Source organism: Lysinibacillus sp. CTST325, assembly GCF_054665055.1.
Map to the genome: position 1 here is coordinate 882,340 of NZ_BAAFHO010000001.1, position 17,502 is coordinate 899,841.

The following is a 17,502-nucleotide window of genomic DNA, read 5'->3' on the forward strand; positions in this document are numbered from 1 at the left end:
TTTCATAAGATGATACTTCGGGTTTTCTAAAATTAGAATTCTTCACTCTCTATAGTCAGTGTTTTATTGATAAGCCTTTAAAAGAGCCTGTGTACCATTTTCACCATAGCCCGCTTCCACTAGCTTTTCATACATATCATAAGCAAGTGCTAGACCTGGTAATGTAATCCCCATTTTTTTAGATTCATCTAAAGCAATTTTCATATCCTTTACAAAATGCTTTATATAAAAACCTGGTGCGTAATCTTCTTTGATTATACGGGGTGCTAAATTACTTAACGACCAAGAGCCTGCTGCACCAGACGAAATAGATTGCAATACTGTTGGTAAATCAAGTCCAGCCTTTAAACCGTAAGCAAGTGACTCACACACACCAATCATTCCAGAAGCAATAACGATCTGATTACACATTTTAGCATGCTGTCCTGCACCAGCTTCACCTTGATAAACAATATTTTCACCAAAATGTTTCATGACTGATAAAACTTTATTAAATGTAAATTGACTACCTCCAACCATAATCGATAATGTCCCATTTTGAGCACCAATATCTCCTCCAGAAACAGGTGCATCTAGCGCTTCTACTCCAAGCTTTTGGGCATGCTCAAAAATTTTCTTCGCCAATGTTGGTTCGGAAGTGGTCATATCAATAACGATATTGCCGGATTCAGCTGTTTGAAATAACCCGTTATCTCCAAAATAAATTTCCTCTACATCTGCAGGATATCCAACCATCGTAAAGGCAATGTCCTTATTTTTAAATGCTTCTGCCGGCGTACTTGCCCAAGTTGCACCTAACGCCAAAAGCGGCTCCGCTTTCTCCTTTGTACGTGTATAAACTGTCACCTCATGACCATTTTTTAATAAATGCTTTACAATACTAGCACCCATAACGCCAGTGCCGATAAATGCAATACTCTCTTTTCCCATATGTACATACTCCTCTGTTATCCAGGCTATCGATTTACGTAACCAATCTTTAGCACTTATTTTCATCTTCCAGTGTAGTCGAATAAGTGTGATAATTCAAACTCTTCTTATTAACTTATACGAAATGCCTTTTGTGTTGGACACCCGCTGAAAGAAGTTAAATCAATTATGCCTAGAATAAAGAAAAAAAAGAGAGCAAGTGATGGGGTATCACTGCTCTAAAGGGGGAAATGAGAATGTTGCTGTGTTCAAAATAAGTATTCCCCAACTAATGCTTTTTAAACATATTATTTAAAAAGTTTATACTCTGAAGGAACATTCTTTCAATCTTCTTGATCTTCTTCTTCTTCAAATGCTGTCTGTCTATAATAAGTATTCATTAACTGATCTAATCTGCGACTCAGTTGAATGGTTTTTGCATTTTGTAATCCGTTCTCTACACCTGAGCGAATCATCATCTCACGAGTTTGCTCCATTTGTTTCAAGAGTAGATTGACCATTCATACAACCCTCCACACACAAATAATCATACCATTATTATACATTTATATTTCATTTCTTACAGCATTAACTTACGACAATGTTCGACAAATCAGCTTCTTGCAACTTCTTGATAAGTATAGATTACGCGTCCATTTTGTTTGGCCTCACCTCTAAAATGTTTAAATAAAGGATGTTTTACAAGTACTTCTCGAAACTCATAAAATTGGTCCTTTTCTATCTCTATACTTTTTAATTCCCCATTTTGTAATTGTTTAAGCATATTTTCGTAATTTTCCATTTTTATTCCTCACTTCTTCGTATTTTGTGTAATAAATTATGAATTATTCAAAAAGGGCTTTACGTTTTCCATTTTTTCATGCAAACTGTATATTATTAGTCGATGAAGGAGCTGACTGTCTGTGAAAATAGCTGAAGTTGGAAATATTATCGAGTTTAAAGATGGCTTACAAGGTATAGTAGAAAAAGTAAATGAAAATTCGGTGATCGTTGATTTAACATACATGAAGAATTTCGATTCTCTTGAAATTGAAGAAAAAACGGTCGTCAACCATAAACGTTACAAAATTTTATATACAAACGAGGCTTAATAGTCTGAATAGTCCCTATTTGTCTTTATAGATGATAAGGGGCTTTTTTTTTGATAATATTAAAAGCATGGAGGTCGAATAATGCTTACAAATTCGAAACAAACAATAATATTGCTCCTTTCTTTATTATTCGTTTATGGCATGCTTGCATATACCTTTGCTAACCAAGCTGTATTTTGGTACCTATATGCATTTACTTTACTTGTATGTATTGCCATTGCCATTTTGGCTGGTAAAATTGAAGATCAATTACCTACCTGGAAATTTTTACTTTTCGGTATTGGGTACGGTACAATAACATACGGTATTATACGCTTTGGCTATTGGCTTGCACCATACATTAATGATTCATTAGTACAGTCAGTACAAAAATTTTTAGCAAATTATGGACCACAAAATATTTGGCACTATATTTTACTCGTATTCATTGTTGCAATCGGTGAAGAGATCTTTTGGCGTGGCTATGTTCAACAACAGCTGAAACGCTTTATGCGTCCTATTTTTGCTGTTATTGTAACTGCGATTTTATGCGCCATCTCTATTGCATTAAGCGGTTTTATGCTTGGTATGATCGCAGCACTTGTAACCGGCCTTATTTGGGGCTTGTTATATGAATGGCGTAAAAGTATGCCACTTATTATTGTAACCCATGTAGTTTTTGTACTACTATTATTTTTAGTGTTACCTTTAACATGATAACATTAAAAATTGGAAACATTTTATCATTACTAGCGTTTAATTAAGAAAGGGAGGGCTTTTCATGCAAAAAAAATTATTATCTGTGCCTGCATTATTACTAACAGCTGTTTTAGTCGTAGGATGTAATACTTCTGAAACAAAGGATTCTGATGCTCAAAAAAATGAGCCATCAAATACACCGACTGAACAGCAGCAACCATCATCTAAGGATACAACTGTAGATGAATCGCAAGAAACGCCTACATCAAATGAAACAAATAAAGACAATACAACTAAAAAAGAACAAGAAGTTAAATATGTACAAAAAGGTGTAGACAAGACTGAAAAAGCAACGGAATCTAAAAGTGCTGATCAAGACTATAAAGTGCACCAACTACCTGGATTTACACTTACACAAGAAGAACCAGGTAAAGACATGTTAGTTTCTAATGACAATGCTAACGTATTTATGCGTATCGAATCTATTGATGCATCACAAACAAGCTACGAAGATGCAAAAACATCTATGCAAGATTATATGAATGCTGTTGGTGATACATCATCTTTATCTTCTGAAGATTTAGCTGCATTTAAAGATGTTAAAAACATTGAGGGTTATGTTGTACATTTTGAAGCAGATAAAGAAAAAGTAATCGGCGTTGTTTTTGAAAAAGACGGTTTAATTACAAAACTAACAATTCACGATAACGACGAATTAGATTTAACAGATGCTATGCTTAAAATGGCAGCAACTATTTCTAAAAAATAATGATTCAAAAAAGACTGTAGACAAACTTGTTTGCTCTATAGTCTTTTTTATTTATTATCAATTATGCATCGGCATAATTGCGTCCTGAATCGGCTGTAAGAAGTTAAAGGGGTTTATAGCATAATCTAAGGCTGATTTTCGTTCCGGCTAGGCGATTGCTGATAGGAGCGTTCACGAGGGCGTTAAAACTGCACAGGATACTTAGGCTCGTTCCTGCCTTATCTATAACGCTATTGCTTCAAAGGGGCATTCTAGAATTATTATTGGGAGTACAATTTAAAATAAAGATAAGATTCACCCTTATCCTTGCGCTCCATAAAAAAAGTTGCCTCAAACTCATTGAGACAACTCTTTTTAATAAGATAAATCTTTAATAGACAGGCCTAATTTTTTTAATAAAGTGATAGCTTGGCCTTTTTCTTCAACAGATAATACACTCATCAATTCATGTAAATGCTGTTCATGTTTTGGAAATAGTTCTCCCATAAAGGCTTCACCTTTGTCCGTAATTTCTGCATAGGTAACACGGCGATCCGATGGACAAGAGACACGCAATAAATACCCTCTTTTTTCAAGTTTGTCAATGACATACGTAATAGACCCACTAGCTAGCAAAATTTTATTGCCAATTTGCTGTAATGGCTGTCTTCCTTTATGATAAAGAAGCTCTAATACAGCAAATTCAGTAGGGTTTAATCCATTCTCTTGAAAAAATTGATGGGTCGTCTCATTAATCGCTTTATGCGCACGTGATAATACTATATATAATTTTAAAGATTGCTTTATGTCTTCTGACGTCATATCCTTTTCCTTTCAATTCGCGTTATATACATGCCATTATAGCGATATTAGAAAAGCATTGTCAAAAGCAATATTTGATTTTAAGCCTTTCGCGGTGGTTTAAGTTACCATTTTGACTCTTCTTATGTTACTAAATAAGCAGAATCTTTCGCGGAAACATCGATTGTATCCATCTGATTAAATGTGTAAATCGGAAATTGTAAGTGGAAGCATGTCCCCTTCTGTAATTCACTATTCACACCTATTACACCTTCATGCTCTTCAATCACCTTTTTCACGAAAGCAAGGCCTAGTCCTGTCCCTGTTGATTTCGTCGTATAAAAAGGTTGGAATAAGTTTTGAAGGGTAGCACTGTCCATACCGACACCTTCGTCTTTAATCAGTAATTCTACAATCGCACAGTCAATAACATTCATTTCTACTGTGATCGTTCCACCATTATTCATGGATTCCATCGCATTTTTAATAAGATTCATGAATACTTGCTTTAAGCGATTCTCATTACCACCAATGTATACTTGTGTAGAAGGAGAAATGTATTGAATCATAATATTTTTCATAAGCGCATCTGGAAGCATAAACTCAATCACTTGCTTCACAATTTGATCTAGCTCTAATAATTCCACTTTCGTACTTGTTGGCTTGGACAATACTAAAAGCTCGGATAAAATTTGTTCCATACGTTGGAGTTCACTATCGATGACAGATAAATACATGCATGACTCTTCATCAGCATTTAGCTTTAACAATTCGGTAAAGCCCTTTAAAGAAGTTAATGGATTACGAATCTCATGGGCAATACTTGCGGCCATTTGACCGACAACATTTAAAGCTTGTTGATGTTCAACTTTATGTTGAAGTTGCTTCTTTTCTGTTTCATCATTAATGACTGTGACAATAATATTGTTATATTCATCAAAGATACTTGAAATTTCATAATAACAAGGGGTCATAACTGGCGTCTCATCAATTACATGAATACTTGCATGCTTTTCACCCATCAGTTTAGAAAGGTATGTTGTTATTTGACCTTTCTTTAATGTAAATATATCAAATATGTGTTGATGTGCCTTATGAAGAAGCTGTGATTTTTCTATTTTTAAATACATTTCAGCATACTTATTTAGCCCAAGAATTATCCCGCTAGCGTCACTTATAATAACAGCGTATGGTAAGTGATCATAAGCATTGAAAGATTGTGACCTCTCCTGCTCTTGACTAACATATAATTCATGAGCCATGTCATTATTTAACGTTGTAATTTGCGCAACAATTTCTTCTGCATTCGGATCATAAAAACATTTGAAGGACATCATTTCATACTCATTACCTGCTGTTTGAATATTGAAGATTTCTTCTGATCTTAAATCGCTTTCTAATTGTTTAACGAACTTCGCCCAATTTAAATTAGATGGCTCGTCCATAGTTAAATAGCCAATATACGTTGAATTGAGGTTAAAAAGTTTAACAGCAGCCTCATTCACGTTCAAAATTTTCCCTGCTTTATTAAGAATAAGTGTTGGTGACGAAGTACTTGTCATAAGATTTTCAAAACATTGATTAATATCATTTTGCTTCAACTTTCTCACCGAACCTTTCAAAAGAGTAAAAAACCTCTTAATCGAATTTTGAGCCTTTACTATACTTTATGACTGCACGATTCTATTATTACAAAATTTAGTAAATTTAAGTATTTAAAATTATTTCACGAACTGTTCACAAAATAAATAGGTAAAAAGGATTATATTGTATGACAGCTACTTGACTGTTACAATTAGAAATTGAAAGGAAGATTATTGCATGAATACTATTTTAACTACTTTAAACGCAAAGTATATTCACACAAATTTAGCACTACGTTATTTAAAAGGTGCTGCTTTACCAGAATTTAATCCAATCATTGCAGAATATACAATTAAAGATCCCGCTTTTAATATTGTATCAGATTTGTTTCAAAAAAAACCTGATATTGTAGGATTTAGTTGCTATATTTGGAATATCGAAGAAACTATTCACGTCATCAAGATGTTAAAAACTGTCTGTCCAAATGTTAAAATTTTGCTCGGGGGACCTGAAGTTTCTTACGATGCTCACCATTGGTTACGTAGAATTGAAGAGGTTGATTTCATTGTTATGGGTGAAGGAGAAACTTCCTTTAAACAGTTACTACGCCATTTACATGGTGAACTTGCATTGGAGGATGTTCCAGGGATTTGCTACCTAGAAGATGGTAAAGTTCGCATTCACGCACAAGCACCTAAAATAGATTTACGTGACTTGCCAAGTCCATTTCGTTTTGAGGAGGACCGCCCTCATCTAAGCAAACGAATTCAATATATCGAAACAAGTCGAGGCTGTCCATTTAGCTGTCAATTTTGTTTATCTTCTATTGAAGTAGGTGTTCGTTATTTCAACCGAGAGAAAATAAAAGAAGATATTCGATTCTTGATGGACAATGGTGCCCGTACGATTAAATTTGTTGACCGTACATTTAATATAAGCCGCAGCTATGCCATGGAAATGTTCCAGTTTTTAATCGATGAACATAAGCCAGGGGTCGTATTCCAATTTGAAATTACTGCAGATATTATGCGTCCTGAAGTTATCCAGTTTTTAAATGATAACGCACCAAAAGGTCTTTTCCGTTTTGAAATTGGTGTTCAGTCAACGAATGATTTAACAAATACTCTTGTGAAGCGCCGTCAAAACTTTGAAAAACTAACGCGTACCGTGACGATGGTCAAAGAAGGTGGAAAGATTGATCAACATTTAGATTTGATCGCTGGTTTACCAGAAGAGGATTATGCAAGCTTCCGTCAAACCTTTAATGATGTTTTCGCAATGCGACCAGAAGAATTACAGCTTGGCTTCCTAAAACTTCTGCGCGGGACAGGCCTTCGTCTAGAGGCTGAAAAATTCGGCTATACGTATGTGGACCAATCTCCTTACGAGATTTTCTCAAACAATGTCTTAACGTTTGATGATATAGTTCGTATTAAACATGCAGAAGATGTACTTGAAAAATATTGGAACGATCACCGTATGGATCATACGATTGAATACTTAGTAACTGAAGTGTTTGAAACACCATTTGATTTCTTCCAAAACTTCGGTACTTATTGGGAAACAAAAGGTTGGTCTCGTATCGGCCATCAGCTCGAGGATTTATTCCGTCGTTTATTAATGTTTTTAGAAACTGTAGAGGGTGCTAATTTAAATATCATTCAAAGCCTAATGCAACTAGATTATTTAACGGCACAGCAGTTCCAGCCACGCAAATTATGGTGGAAGGAGCGCCCTACAGAGGAGCAACAGAAAGCACTTTATACTGCCTTACGTGAAAACCCTGCAATTGCAGGTGAGGAATTCGCCAGCTTCAATCTATCTGAAAAAGAGTTGTTTAAACATACGCTCATTATTCCACATCATATAGATTACCCGAATTTCTCAAAAGGCAAAATTGTACCAAAAAACGGCTATCTATTAACTTACTTCCGTCACGGTCAAACACCATACTTTGCAACAATCCACTCTATATAATAAGAAACGCTAGTCCTTTAATAAAATTTAGGACTAGCGTTTTTTCATCCATCAAGATCTCATAAATTTTTCTGTAACCTAAAATAAAACCAAATAATCACATTTTTAATCGAGCTCATTGTCAGTAAAAACCATAACTTTATGACGATCAACACACAGTCTATGAGCCATTACAATTATCCTAAAAAAGTTTAGTACGAAATTCTCAATCCACCAACATACTAATATTGTAAATATTACCTATCAATCAACCGCAATAACCAGGAAAAACAATTTAAAATTTTTCGACAATTTTGTGGCAACGTCAGTTTTTTAGTCAATTAAACAATCTTAGACCCTTTTTATGCATAGATTTTCTACCGAGGTAATCTCTAAATTTCTCAGTTTTCATATACGGATTTCAATAAGCTTTAGAGTTAATCGGAATAAAAAAAGAGCTAAATTAGCTCTTTTTTTATCTCCTAGTAATTTACCCAATAATTACCCGTTTTATAGCGCGGAATTTGTAAATGAATTTCAGTGCATTTAGGTAATCTAATCACTCTATTAATCTATTATAAATATTTTATTAAATTTATTTAAGTTTACAATAGGGGGCAAATTAGGGGGCGTTGATAATTAGCTTTTATACTTTTTTTGAAAATGTAATTATTATTTGACTATATAATAGAAAAAAGTCACTCATTGTTTTTCAAATGAGTGACTTTTTTCTTTAATTCACATGCTCGAAATCCTCTTTAGCACGTAAATAAATAACGCCATTTGGACTGACATTCATTACTACTTCGTCATTACTTTTCTTTATAATATGTTCTAACATATAAACGATTTCCCATTCTTGGACATAACCATATCCTCGACTGTTTGAAATACTCGCGCAGTTTGTATTATCGTTTTTGCTATGTATAATTATAGATTCTCCACACTCGTATATCTTTATTAGTACATCCGCTGGTGATGTACTTAATACAGCCCTAACTGCATCTGGTCTTTCTTTTGTTACATCTCTAAATATTCGTTGTTTCGAAAACGGATTTTTAAATTTGATTGGCACTGCTCTCGCCCCTTTTTTAATACTCAATATTAGACACCTGTAGGATGTCTAGGAAATGTACTTTGTGAATATCCATATATTTGTCCTTGATGTGTATTAATTTTGTGTTTGCATCCATTTTTGTGACCATACCTGTTAATGGTTCATCTTGTTTGTATACAAAAAATACTTTATCCTTTGATTCTTGCATCGCTTCAGTTAATGCGTATGCGATTTCTTCTAATTCAAACTCATCACGATCTATATGTTTAGGTTCTCTTTTCTTTGTTGGTGTTTTTGTCTTAGTAGCCATGTTATCTCTCCTTTTATAAACAGAACGTTTGTTTGTACATATTATAGAACTAATGTTCGCTTTATGCAATAAAAACATTTGATTTTAATGGAAATAATTGAAGGAAAGTGTTGACTTTCGATACTAGTACTAGTATAATTAAAGTATAGAAAGGAGGTGAACAGAATGGATTACGATAAGATTCTAGCTTACCTAGTAGCTATCGCAACAATCGCAAACTTACTTACAAGTTCAGCGAAAAACATAAGCGATATGAAAAGTAAGAAAAAACAAAAGCGACGCCCTCCCGCAAAGAAGAAACGTCGCAAATAACTTGTAGAAGGAGGTTAACGCCTCCTTCCCTATAATCTTATCATATCCATCTCATTATGAAAAATATAGGATACGTTGTGGCATTGGCGTTTGCCTTGTATGTATTAACAGATATGGTTAACTGGAAAGAACCAAAGTTTTTTGATTACTCCATGATTATCATTTATTCACTTTGCTTAATATTAGTGATATTAAACATCGTAGTGTATTTCAAAAGAAGGAAGGGTTAAATTTGGAGAAAAATTCTCAGACCGAAGCAAATAAACGCTGGCAAGAAAAGAATAAAGAGCGTGCAAAATACATCAGCGCACGATCTAGAGCACGTAGCTATATTAAAAATCATGCTTTGGAGGAAGATTTAGATGAATTTATGGAATTGATATTGGATCGTAAGCAAGTATTAAATGACATGAAAATTGACCAAGATGGCATTTAGCTATCTTGGTCTCTCACTTTAGGCTTGAATTACCTCGGCATATGATAAAATGCCAAGACGTTTCATTTCAGTAATGGCATTATTAGCTACTACCTGCGTTGCATATGTTCCAGTAATAAATCTCCATTTACCACCATCTTGAACTACTCGTACATAATCCGCATTTGCAATCTTATACTTACCTAATGCTTGTTTAGCAGAGTTTGCCTGAGACTGTGTTGTAAATGTTCCTGATTGTACACGGGACAACTTACCATCGTTCACACCTTCCACAGCTTGCCCTTTGTCGTTAACAATAAGTTGAACTTTTATTTTGCTATTGCTTGGGACAATAACTGTACCCTCTAACTTGTAGCCTGTAGGAGCTTTCCAATTAGTAGGAACCTCAAAGTGTGGAGCGTCATAGCTACTTATCGGCCAATAACCTCCCCAAGTGATACCAAGCTTTTTAGCAATAGCTCCTACTTTTGATAAAGTAGATATATTGTATAAATCTTTAGGAGGTGCTACTGCAATATCCCAAGCTCTACGTGAAGTATGGTTGCTAGAAAGCGTCCAAGTCACTTTTGAACCTGGGCGTGTACGTCCTTGCTCATATAAATAGTTTTGGCGTGCTTGCGACCTGTATGTTTCAGTGATAAAAATATCAACTATGCCTGCTTTATAACACTCTTGGAATAAAAGACGACATGCTAATTGTGCAGCTGGAGTTAATTCGTTTAAATCTCGACATGTTTCTGTTACGCTCACCATTACAATTCACCAACCTTTTTGGAAGCCTTTAATAAATCGAACGTCCCGGATGCTGTTAACCCTGCAATAAATCCAGACATTAACATGATGTACACTGGATAATCCGCTAACGGCCAACAAATCAAGCCAACAAAAATACCAATCACAACCGATGTGATTGGCATGTATTGAGTATTAATATTGAATGTGTTTTTAAATACCTCTGCTACCGCTAAAACAATAGCCACCATAACCATTGCAATCATAAAAATGTTTGTTAAATCCATTATTCATCATCCTTTTCATGTTTGTAAGTGTGTTTTTCCATGCGATCCATTCGTCCTTCAAGTGAAGTTAAACTTTTATTCATACCTTCCATAGCAGCTGCAGTTCTTTCGTGAGATTCATTAGAACGTGTTAAATGCTGCATCAATTGTTTTTCGCGCTCTTTTGATTCTTCACGATACTGTTGTTCCTGTTCAATTAAGCGATTTTCCCTCGATGAACTATCGTTATAAAGTTTTTTAAAAAAAGCACCGCCAAGCAGTAAAGCCACAATAGCCCAAACTGCTTGACTAGTAGCTATTTGCCCAGCTGTAGCTACATCCATCCAATCACCAATCCTTTGCCCTATTTAGTTAAAATAAACAACGCTATGAGAAGCATCGAGAATCAGTACCACGTACCGTTGCCCATCTCGATTGCTCTCACAGTGCTAAAAACACATAAAAAATAACGCTAAGCCTTAGCTTGCGTTTCAAAATCTTGCTTTGTGATTTCTTTGTACTCCTCTGGCGTAATCTCGCCAAACGGATTAGCTTCGGTTTTTACTGCAATCCGTAATTGTGCTGCAGTTACCCATTTCGAGATAAAAGCAATTTGCCAAAAATTCATCACTCTCCACCACCTTTCATTGAGATGACATCTAGTTTTAATTGCGAGAGCTGTGAACCAAGACTGTTAATCAAGAGGTCTTTTTGAATGCTTTTTACTTTCTCTTGAGCTAACTCTTCACCTAAAGAAAGGATTTGTTCTTCAGTAGTTGGTATTGAACCTATTTTTTCAAGGTCACTCCATGAGCCATCAGGCAATCTTCTACGTCTATACATTATTCAACCACCCCCATGATTAAATAAATTTTATGATCAATGTTAATGTTAGCTCTAGTTGTTGTTAATTTAAGAATAATATTATCCTTTGGTTCAACAGTTTCATGGTAATATTCATCTTCAACAATCTTGTCTGTAACTGGTACTATGTTTTTCAGGTCTACTTCTAATAAAACATATTGTTCCTGCTCACCTTTCAATGTCATCGATAACTCAACAGTTAAATCAAGTTCCTTATCTCGTTGAACCCATAATAAAACGCCTTTTGCAGATCCCTTTGGTGGCTCGATTTTGTAGCGAGCTACAGATTGCAAAGTAGGCGTGTTCACAGCGTTTTTATTAAGTTTTATTGTCTTGCTAGTCTTGGCACCGTAATTATCGATTACCTCAACGACAATGACATTCTCACCGACTTTTAGTTGACCAAGCGAAATATCAAATTCCCATACTCCTCCTGTACCACTGTAAATCTCAACTGCATCAGCGTTATTGATACGTCTTGTAACTTTAACAGTTGAATTTGCATCAGGATCAGATGCCGTTCCACTGATTTTAAATTTGTCATTATTAATGACACCACCAGGCACAACAGTATCAACTGATAAAAGAGGAACCCTATTAGGCACGACATAAAACGTTCGTTCAACGATAATAGATGAAGCCCCTTCACTGTCAGTTGCCCATACCTTTAATTTGTGCGCTACTCCATCAGCTAAATTTCCAGTTAAAACGTTGTCACCATCATATAACTTACCGCCACTAAATTTTAACTGCTTAGAGAGTGAAATTTGCGTTTGACTTAGGTTAGTAGCTAAAACTTTTCGTTGTTCACTATTAATCTGATAATAAACGGTAACTGACTGGTCTGCATCAGGATCAGATGCCGTTCCACTGATTTTTAAAATATCATTTTCGTACAGTGTTTCATTTTCAGCTGGGCTAGTCAATGAGACGGTAGGCGCTACATTATGCTCGATTGTGAAAGCCTCTGAATATACATAGTCAGAATACACATTACTCGTATTCTTTGCGCGCACTCGTAACTCTAGTGTTTTTAATGCCTTATCAGTTGTAATTGTCAAACTACGAGTTAGTGCGTTGTTGTATGCAAGTGATGCCCATGCTCCTGTTATATTGTATCTGAAATCTACTTCATAAAGAGACAAGTTAGGAGCGCTAGAAGCACCAAATGCAATATTAGCTACTTCATTAGGCTTAAATTTCTTGCCTGATACCGGCTCTGTAAATGGCGATGGTGGTGCAATAGTTTGACTTACACGACTGCCACGCACATACCAGTAACCATCCGTATGTCGTCCATCTGTTGGGTAAGCCCCTTCTTCTGCCTGGATGTTAGATTGTACTAGTGAACCCCTGCTATACGTTGTATTAGTAGTAGCATTTGCAGAGTCTTTGTATGCAGCATACTTACCACCAGGATTACTAGCAGGATAGCTACCATAATTCCATTTGTATCTATATAATTCCGTTCCAAAAATTGCGTATGCGTACGCGCCGTCAGACACCATTTCACTACTTGAATATACACTACTACTTAACACGAATTTCCCTGTACTCGAGTTCCAACTGTAACTTTTAGCTTTGCCCGCAAATACTGAATCATAACTACCATGTTCAGAACCCCACGAAGGTTCGTTGTATGTTACATTCGTATTAACATTATATTTACTCCAATAATACTTTGGCTTTGTAACTGTATATTGACTACTCTCACGATACGCACTTTCTAACCCACCTGTATCAACAGCCTTGACACGCATTTTTAAGCTTGTTGCAGTAGGGATTGTATACGTAAAGTTCGGTGTTGTCGTTTCTCCAACTTTTGAGTATGCAGCGTTATTAACAGAGACTTCCCAAATGTATTTAGATAGATTGCCCTCAGCATCAACCGACACTCCAACTGTAAATACTTTTGAATCGCCAATCTCGAGTGAATCTGACGGCTGTGTAAAGGATCCAGGTTGCGACGGCGCAGTATTCACAATTGCAACTTTAACGTACCAATAGCCGTCTGTATGACGTCCGTTTGCCGGATATGTGCCGTCTTCTGCCGCAATGTTACTTTGTACTAATGTGCCTTTTTGGTACGCTATAGATGACGTATTTTTCGTCCTTACTTTTTGGTGTAATACGTAGTTAAGTTCGTCGCTAGCTTGACCACTTTGGGTTGTTATAAACCTAAAAAGGTAATTGTCATCATTCTTATCATAGGCGACACCGTCTACCGGAACCCAATCAGAATAGTTCCATGCATCTGTTGGTGTGTATGTGTTAGTGATACCATTGAACGTATAGTTTTTATAGCCACCTTCGAATTTCCCTTTACTAGTATTAAGATATTCCCACGGTGCGTCGTCGTTATATACTTTATGTTCACTAGAAGTAAACTTATCATAATAATATTTAACCAACCTAAACCACCTCCACTAATTCAACTTTATATGTTTGCCAATCGCCAATACCCATTTCAGCGTTGACAGTATCAATAACAACATTACTACGCGCCACTTTAGCGCCTTTTTTATAGTTATTTTTAAGAGCTTGTACTTTTATAGTGTCAGCACCTACCTCGGTGATAACAACGTCCTCTTTTGCCACATCATCAAAAATAGTGACTTGTGTAAATGGTGTAAATCCTTCAACATTAGCCACCTTAAATTCTGTTGTACCGATCGCAATAGCTAGTGGAATATAAGTCATAGCTTTGTCTAGCTTGATTTTGTTTGTACTACCATCCAAAGGATCTGCAAATGTTCCTGAGTTCCCTGGTACACGACCATCTAATTCAAGTTGTATTTGTATACGACGTATAGTTGCTTCTAACGAAATTATATTATTCCTGTTAAATTCGATGTTTTTATCGAGATGGTTCATAACTTTCTGATTGTGTCGAGTACCCTCTTGCAATGCTTCCCAAACAGGTAATCCAGTGACAGGCTCAATTTTTTGGGTTCCCGTATTTGGGTCAATCACAGGAATAAATTTTCCTTTTTCATCAATACGTAAGATATGATCTAGAAAATTTATTCTTTCATATTTTTCAATAGCCATCTACGCTACCACTCCCTCTGCAATGATGGGAATATCAAAAACATACATAAAGCCATCATTTTCTTTATAAAAATTCGTTGGACCACTCACTAAGATAGCATTGTCTCTATCCAGTAATGCTGCATGTGTTACTGCTCCGCTGTAGTCATCTAAATAAAACATAACCCGTATGATATTCCCTAGCTGTTCAGTTCGGAAAATATCAATGTCACGTTCAATACCATCAATTAAAAAACGCCCCTTTCGCACATTGGAAAGTAGCGTTTGAAACAATAATTTTATTAATCTTTCGTGGACTTTCATATTTTCACCTCTTAATAAGAAAATGCCATACCCGTAACTGGATAAATGACTTTGTAACCGTGCGATTTTGAAGGAATATCAATCTTAGATTCACTACTTACACCAATACTATTGTCAGTTGTAATTGCTTGATTCGTTACAGGGTAAACAACTGGATAAACATGATTACGAGCACTAACTCTAATTGCTGGTACATTAATTACATAAAGAAAATGTAACCATAAATTCAAAGGAATCATATCTTCTAATGTTTTCTTCAAATGATGGACATCTGTAATTTTGCTATAAAATTCAAAGTGTAACTCAAAAGTATGTGGATTAAGTAACACATTATAATTTTCTTCACCGCATAAAGAATTTAACAATTGTTTTAACGTTCGCATTGTATAAGGCAATTTGTTATTAATTTTTGTTAATATACGATTTTTTCTTTCCTCCAACGTATCTGTTGTTCGACGCTTCAACTTCAGCATCTTTTCCCACAAAAGCACACCTTTTTCATTTGTTTCATGAACAAACCGAAATTTAAAAATATCGATTAACTGCAAACGAACTTTGTTAAAATTAGCACTTTCAACTCGAGTAATTTCCTGAAACTCTTTAAATTCATTAACTGTTGGTGGTAGTAAAGGGTATAAATCAATCTCTTTATCTAAATAATCATTCACTGACGACACCTCTTGCCGGAATCGTATTTTCATCAAGTATTAGATTATCGGCGACACCATTAATCAATGTATCACGTATATCTATTACCCCATCAATTCCTAGAGCTCGTGATTCAATTTGAGCGATTCTAACGACTAGTTGTGAATTATCTTCCCAATCTTTTTTTAATTCTAAGAAATAATCATCGACCATTGCTTGGAAATCTAATTCACTTACCGCCCAATCATAGCCGACATCAAACGTGATATTGAATGTTAAATCAACTAGTGTTTTGGTAACACCAACAACCTTCACCACGTGACCAATTGGTGCAATACCTAGTCCTTCTCCTTGATTAACTTCTGGATCAATAGCAGTTTGAAGATTATCTAACATTACAGAAGATGGTGTTTGATATTGAGCATCCATAACAACTATCTTAACGTTATAAATACCTTCTCTTACCCGATACATTTTAACGCCGCCTACTCCTTGTAGACTATGCACCTTATCCTTATAATCTTTTCGATTACCACCGAATGCAAGTGCATCAAAGCTTTCTAAATAGCGTTTCCTTAAATCTTCTGTAGGTTCTTCATCTTCCCCAGGTATTAAAACTTCGGCTAAAACGGCTATCTGAAGACCATCAATGTAATCTATAGGAATTAAATTCCCAAAATCATAATTACCTAAAATCCCTGCAGTTTCACACTTCAATTTAAAGATACCTTCACTTATTTTTTCAGTAACTACATAGTCTAAAGTATCTAAACTAAAACGAGCGCCTATAGGGACGTTAATGTTAAATTCGCCCTTTCTAATCGCTTTTGTAGCCGATTCTGGTGCAATGCCCCTATCTTTGCATAATTTAATTAAAAATTCACGAGACGCGGTATCACCGAACATTTCTTGTATCATACCGTCCATCGAGAAATACAATTCATACAATTGTTTCGCATGTGGTGATATGGCATCAAAGATAATGGATCCTTCTCGTTTGTCTACATCATTTTTAACTTCATTTAAAGTGTTATCCAATATGTTTTCATGGGTAATTTGCTCAAACATCAAATATCCACCTCTCTTTCTATTGAGATTTCTCCATAAACGGTATGTGCGGTAAAGGACATAAAAACCTTATTCTTTTTGTGACTGAAATTAAAATCTGATAGCTCGTTTATACGGTTATCAATTAGTAAGCATTCTTTAGTAATGCGTTGTAATTCGCTGTACACATAAGGAATAGGTTTTCCGAATAACTTCGCTATTTCAGCTCCAAAGTTCCAACTATAAATAATATTTTCATAACGCTCAGTACCCATCGCTTTGTAAATTGCTTGTTCCATCGCTTCCTTACCATCCGTATAGCCTACAATTCTATTTCTTACATGATCCATACGATAAGTTCGAGTTGGTTGTACTTCTTCCTCAAAATCTATCACTAACTCGTCATTCAAACTTTGATTTGGAATCATCAAACCACCTCTTTATCGATAATTAAATATTGTTGACCTCCGTGAGCACGGATCATTGTTACTTTGTCGCCTTGTATTAAGCCATAATCTTTAACAACACTGGTCAACATTAAATGTGCTTCTTCTAGAATTAATTTTTGATCAATTTGGACCTTCAGAGGACTTGTACTAATGACAGTGCCATAAACGATATCAGTAAGTTTTTGTGAGTTTACAGCGTCTATTGCAATCTTTTTAATAAGGTTTAAAATGTCGGTCAT

Annotated in this window: 25 protein-coding genes; 6 read left to right on the forward strand and 19 right to left on the reverse strand. The window is 35.4% G+C overall.

The genetic code is table 11. The features are described from left to right. Positions 1-63: 63 nt before the first annotated feature. From ACYQ73_RS04390 to ACYQ73_RS04400, 3 genes are all read right to left on the reverse strand, one after another. A complete protein-coding gene (locus ACYQ73_RS04390) occupies positions 64-930 on the reverse strand; it encodes an NAD(P)-dependent oxidoreductase (protein WP_460011313.1) in 867 nt (288 codons plus the stop codon). A 323-nt stretch (positions 931-1,253) separates the two neighbouring features. Further along, on the reverse strand, positions 1,254-1,430 hold the full coding sequence (locus ACYQ73_RS04395; RefSeq protein WP_132357797.1) for an aspartyl-phosphate phosphatase Spo0E family protein: 177 nt from the start codon (positions 1,428-1,430) through the stop codon (positions 1,254-1,256). A 92-nt stretch (positions 1,431-1,522) separates the two neighbouring features. Continuing rightward, positions 1,523-1,711 carry a hypothetical protein gene (locus ACYQ73_RS04400; RefSeq protein ID WP_460011314.1) on the reverse strand — a complete coding sequence of 63 codons (189 nt, stop codon included), beginning with the start codon at positions 1,709-1,711 and terminating at the stop codon, positions 1,523-1,525. Positions 1,712-1,832: 121 nt separating this feature from the next. Between ACYQ73_RS04400 and ACYQ73_RS04405 the strand changes: the two genes are divergently transcribed. The 3 genes from ACYQ73_RS04405 to ACYQ73_RS04415 all read left to right on the forward strand — a co-directional run bounded on the left by ACYQ73_RS04405 (position 1,833) and on the right by ACYQ73_RS04415 (position 3,468). Further along, positions 1,833-2,021 (forward strand): YkvS family protein, encoded by a 189-nt coding sequence (locus ACYQ73_RS04405; protein ID WP_460011315.1) that lies wholly within the window; start codon positions 1,833-1,835, stop codon positions 2,019-2,021. A gap of 81 nt (positions 2,022-2,102) precedes the next feature. Beyond that, on the forward strand, positions 2,103-2,717 hold the full coding sequence (locus tag ACYQ73_RS04410; protein WP_460011316.1) for a CPBP family intramembrane glutamic endopeptidase: 615 nt from the start codon (positions 2,103-2,105) through the stop codon (positions 2,715-2,717). Positions 2,718-2,781: 64 nt separating this feature from the next. Continuing rightward, positions 2,782-3,468, forward strand: coding sequence for a hypothetical protein (locus ACYQ73_RS04415; protein ID WP_460011317.1), 687 nt, complete (start codon positions 2,782-2,784; stop codon positions 3,466-3,468). 354 nt (positions 3,469-3,822) lie between these two features. Here ACYQ73_RS04415 and ACYQ73_RS04420 read toward each other — a convergent pair whose 3' ends face one another. Next, positions 3,823-4,269 (reverse strand): MarR family winged helix-turn-helix transcriptional regulator, encoded by a 447-nt coding sequence (locus ACYQ73_RS04420; RefSeq protein WP_460011318.1) that lies wholly within the window; start codon positions 4,267-4,269, stop codon positions 3,823-3,825. A 122-nt stretch (positions 4,270-4,391) separates the two neighbouring features. Continuing rightward, positions 4,392-5,858 carry a PAS domain-containing sensor histidine kinase gene (locus ACYQ73_RS04425; RefSeq protein ID WP_460011319.1) on the reverse strand — a complete coding sequence of 489 codons (1,467 nt, stop codon included), beginning with the start codon at positions 5,856-5,858 and terminating at the stop codon, positions 4,392-4,394. Positions 5,859-6,069: 211 nt separating this feature from the next. On the opposite strand from ACYQ73_RS04425, the gene ACYQ73_RS04430 reads away from it, so the two are divergent. Then, positions 6,070-7,809 (forward strand): B12-binding domain-containing radical SAM protein, encoded by a 1,740-nt coding sequence (locus ACYQ73_RS04430; protein ID WP_460011320.1) that lies wholly within the window; start codon positions 6,070-6,072, stop codon positions 7,807-7,809. A 712-nt stretch (positions 7,810-8,521) separates the two neighbouring features. Here ACYQ73_RS04430 and ACYQ73_RS04435 read toward each other — a convergent pair. Beyond that, positions 8,522-8,890 (reverse strand): DUF1827 family protein, encoded by a 369-nt coding sequence (locus ACYQ73_RS04435; RefSeq protein ID WP_460011321.1) that lies wholly within the window; start codon positions 8,888-8,890, stop codon positions 8,522-8,524. Next, on the reverse strand, positions 8,880-9,155 hold the full coding sequence (locus tag ACYQ73_RS04440) for a YolD-like family protein (protein WP_460011322.1): 276 nt from the start codon (positions 9,153-9,155) through the stop codon (positions 8,880-8,882). Before ACYQ73_RS04440 ends, ACYQ73_RS04435 begins: the two co-directional genes overlap by 11 nt. Before the next feature lie 165 nt (positions 9,156-9,320). Between ACYQ73_RS04440 and ACYQ73_RS04445 the strand changes: the two genes are divergently transcribed. Both ACYQ73_RS04445 and ACYQ73_RS04450 read left to right on the forward strand, forming a co-directional pair. Beyond that, a complete protein-coding gene (locus tag ACYQ73_RS04445; protein ID WP_460011323.1) occupies positions 9,321-9,467 on the forward strand; it encodes a hypothetical protein in 147 nt (48 codons plus the stop codon). 232 nt (positions 9,468-9,699) lie between these two features. Beyond that, positions 9,700-9,903, forward strand: coding sequence for a hypothetical protein (locus tag ACYQ73_RS04450; protein ID WP_460011324.1), 204 nt, complete (start codon positions 9,700-9,702; stop codon positions 9,901-9,903). 18 nt (positions 9,904-9,921) lie between these two features. On the opposite strand, the gene ACYQ73_RS04455 is transcribed toward ACYQ73_RS04450, so the two are convergent. The 12 genes from ACYQ73_RS04455 to ACYQ73_RS04510 form a co-directional block, all read right to left on the reverse strand. Beyond that, positions 9,922-10,653 (reverse strand): M15 family metallopeptidase, encoded by a 732-nt coding sequence (locus ACYQ73_RS04455; protein WP_460011325.1) that lies wholly within the window; start codon positions 10,651-10,653, stop codon positions 9,922-9,924. A gap of 2 nt (positions 10,654-10,655) precedes the next feature. Continuing rightward, on the reverse strand, positions 10,656-10,922 hold the full coding sequence (locus ACYQ73_RS04460; protein WP_460011326.1) for a hypothetical protein: 267 nt from the start codon (positions 10,920-10,922) through the stop codon (positions 10,656-10,658). Continuing rightward, positions 10,922-11,245, reverse strand: coding sequence for a hypothetical protein (locus tag ACYQ73_RS04465; RefSeq protein ID WP_460011327.1), 324 nt, complete (start codon positions 11,243-11,245; stop codon positions 10,922-10,924). Before ACYQ73_RS04465 ends, ACYQ73_RS04460 begins: the two co-directional genes overlap by 1 nt. A gap of 128 nt (positions 11,246-11,373) precedes the next feature. Next, positions 11,374-11,529 (reverse strand): XkdX family protein, encoded by a 156-nt coding sequence (locus tag ACYQ73_RS04470; RefSeq protein WP_460011328.1) that lies wholly within the window; start codon positions 11,527-11,529, stop codon positions 11,374-11,376. Beyond that, the gene (locus tag ACYQ73_RS04475) at positions 11,529-11,744 is read right to left on the reverse strand and encodes a hypothetical protein (RefSeq protein ID WP_460011329.1); all 216 of its coding nucleotides are present in this window, start codon (positions 11,742-11,744) and stop codon (positions 11,529-11,531) included. The genes ACYQ73_RS04470 and ACYQ73_RS04475 overlap by 1 nt, the downstream gene beginning before the upstream one ends. Further along, positions 11,744-14,176: an Ig-like domain-containing protein gene (locus ACYQ73_RS04480; protein WP_460011330.1), complete on the reverse strand. Its 2,433-nt coding sequence runs from the start codon at positions 14,174-14,176 to the stop codon at positions 11,744-11,746. The genes ACYQ73_RS04475 and ACYQ73_RS04480 overlap by 1 nt, the downstream gene beginning before the upstream one ends. 1 nt (position 14,177) lies before the next feature. Next, positions 14,178-14,816 (reverse strand): hypothetical protein, encoded by a 639-nt coding sequence (locus ACYQ73_RS04485; RefSeq protein ID WP_460011331.1) that lies wholly within the window; start codon positions 14,814-14,816, stop codon positions 14,178-14,180. After that, complete coding sequence (locus tag ACYQ73_RS04490) at positions 14,817-15,119, reverse strand: hypothetical protein (RefSeq protein ID WP_460011332.1); 303 nt, start codon at positions 15,117-15,119, stop codon at positions 14,817-14,819. It lies immediately after the preceding gene. Between the two features lie 11 nt (positions 15,120-15,130). Continuing rightward, entirely contained in the window at positions 15,131-15,787 is a 657-nt protein-coding gene (locus ACYQ73_RS04495) for a putative phage tail protein (protein WP_460011333.1), read from the reverse strand. Then, entirely contained in the window at positions 15,780-16,835 is a 1,056-nt protein-coding gene (locus ACYQ73_RS04500; RefSeq protein WP_460011334.1) for a baseplate J/gp47 family protein, read from the reverse strand. Before ACYQ73_RS04500 ends, ACYQ73_RS04495 begins: the two co-directional genes overlap by 8 nt. Beyond that, entirely contained in the window at positions 16,835-17,242 is a 408-nt protein-coding gene (locus tag ACYQ73_RS04505) for a DUF2634 domain-containing protein (protein ID WP_460011335.1), read from the reverse strand. The genes ACYQ73_RS04500 and ACYQ73_RS04505 overlap by 1 nt, the downstream gene beginning before the upstream one ends. After that, positions 17,242-17,502: a DUF2577 domain-containing protein gene (locus tag ACYQ73_RS04510; protein ID WP_460011336.1), complete on the reverse strand. Its 261-nt coding sequence runs from the start codon at positions 17,500-17,502 to the stop codon at positions 17,242-17,244. The genes ACYQ73_RS04505 and ACYQ73_RS04510 overlap by 1 nt, the downstream gene beginning before the upstream one ends.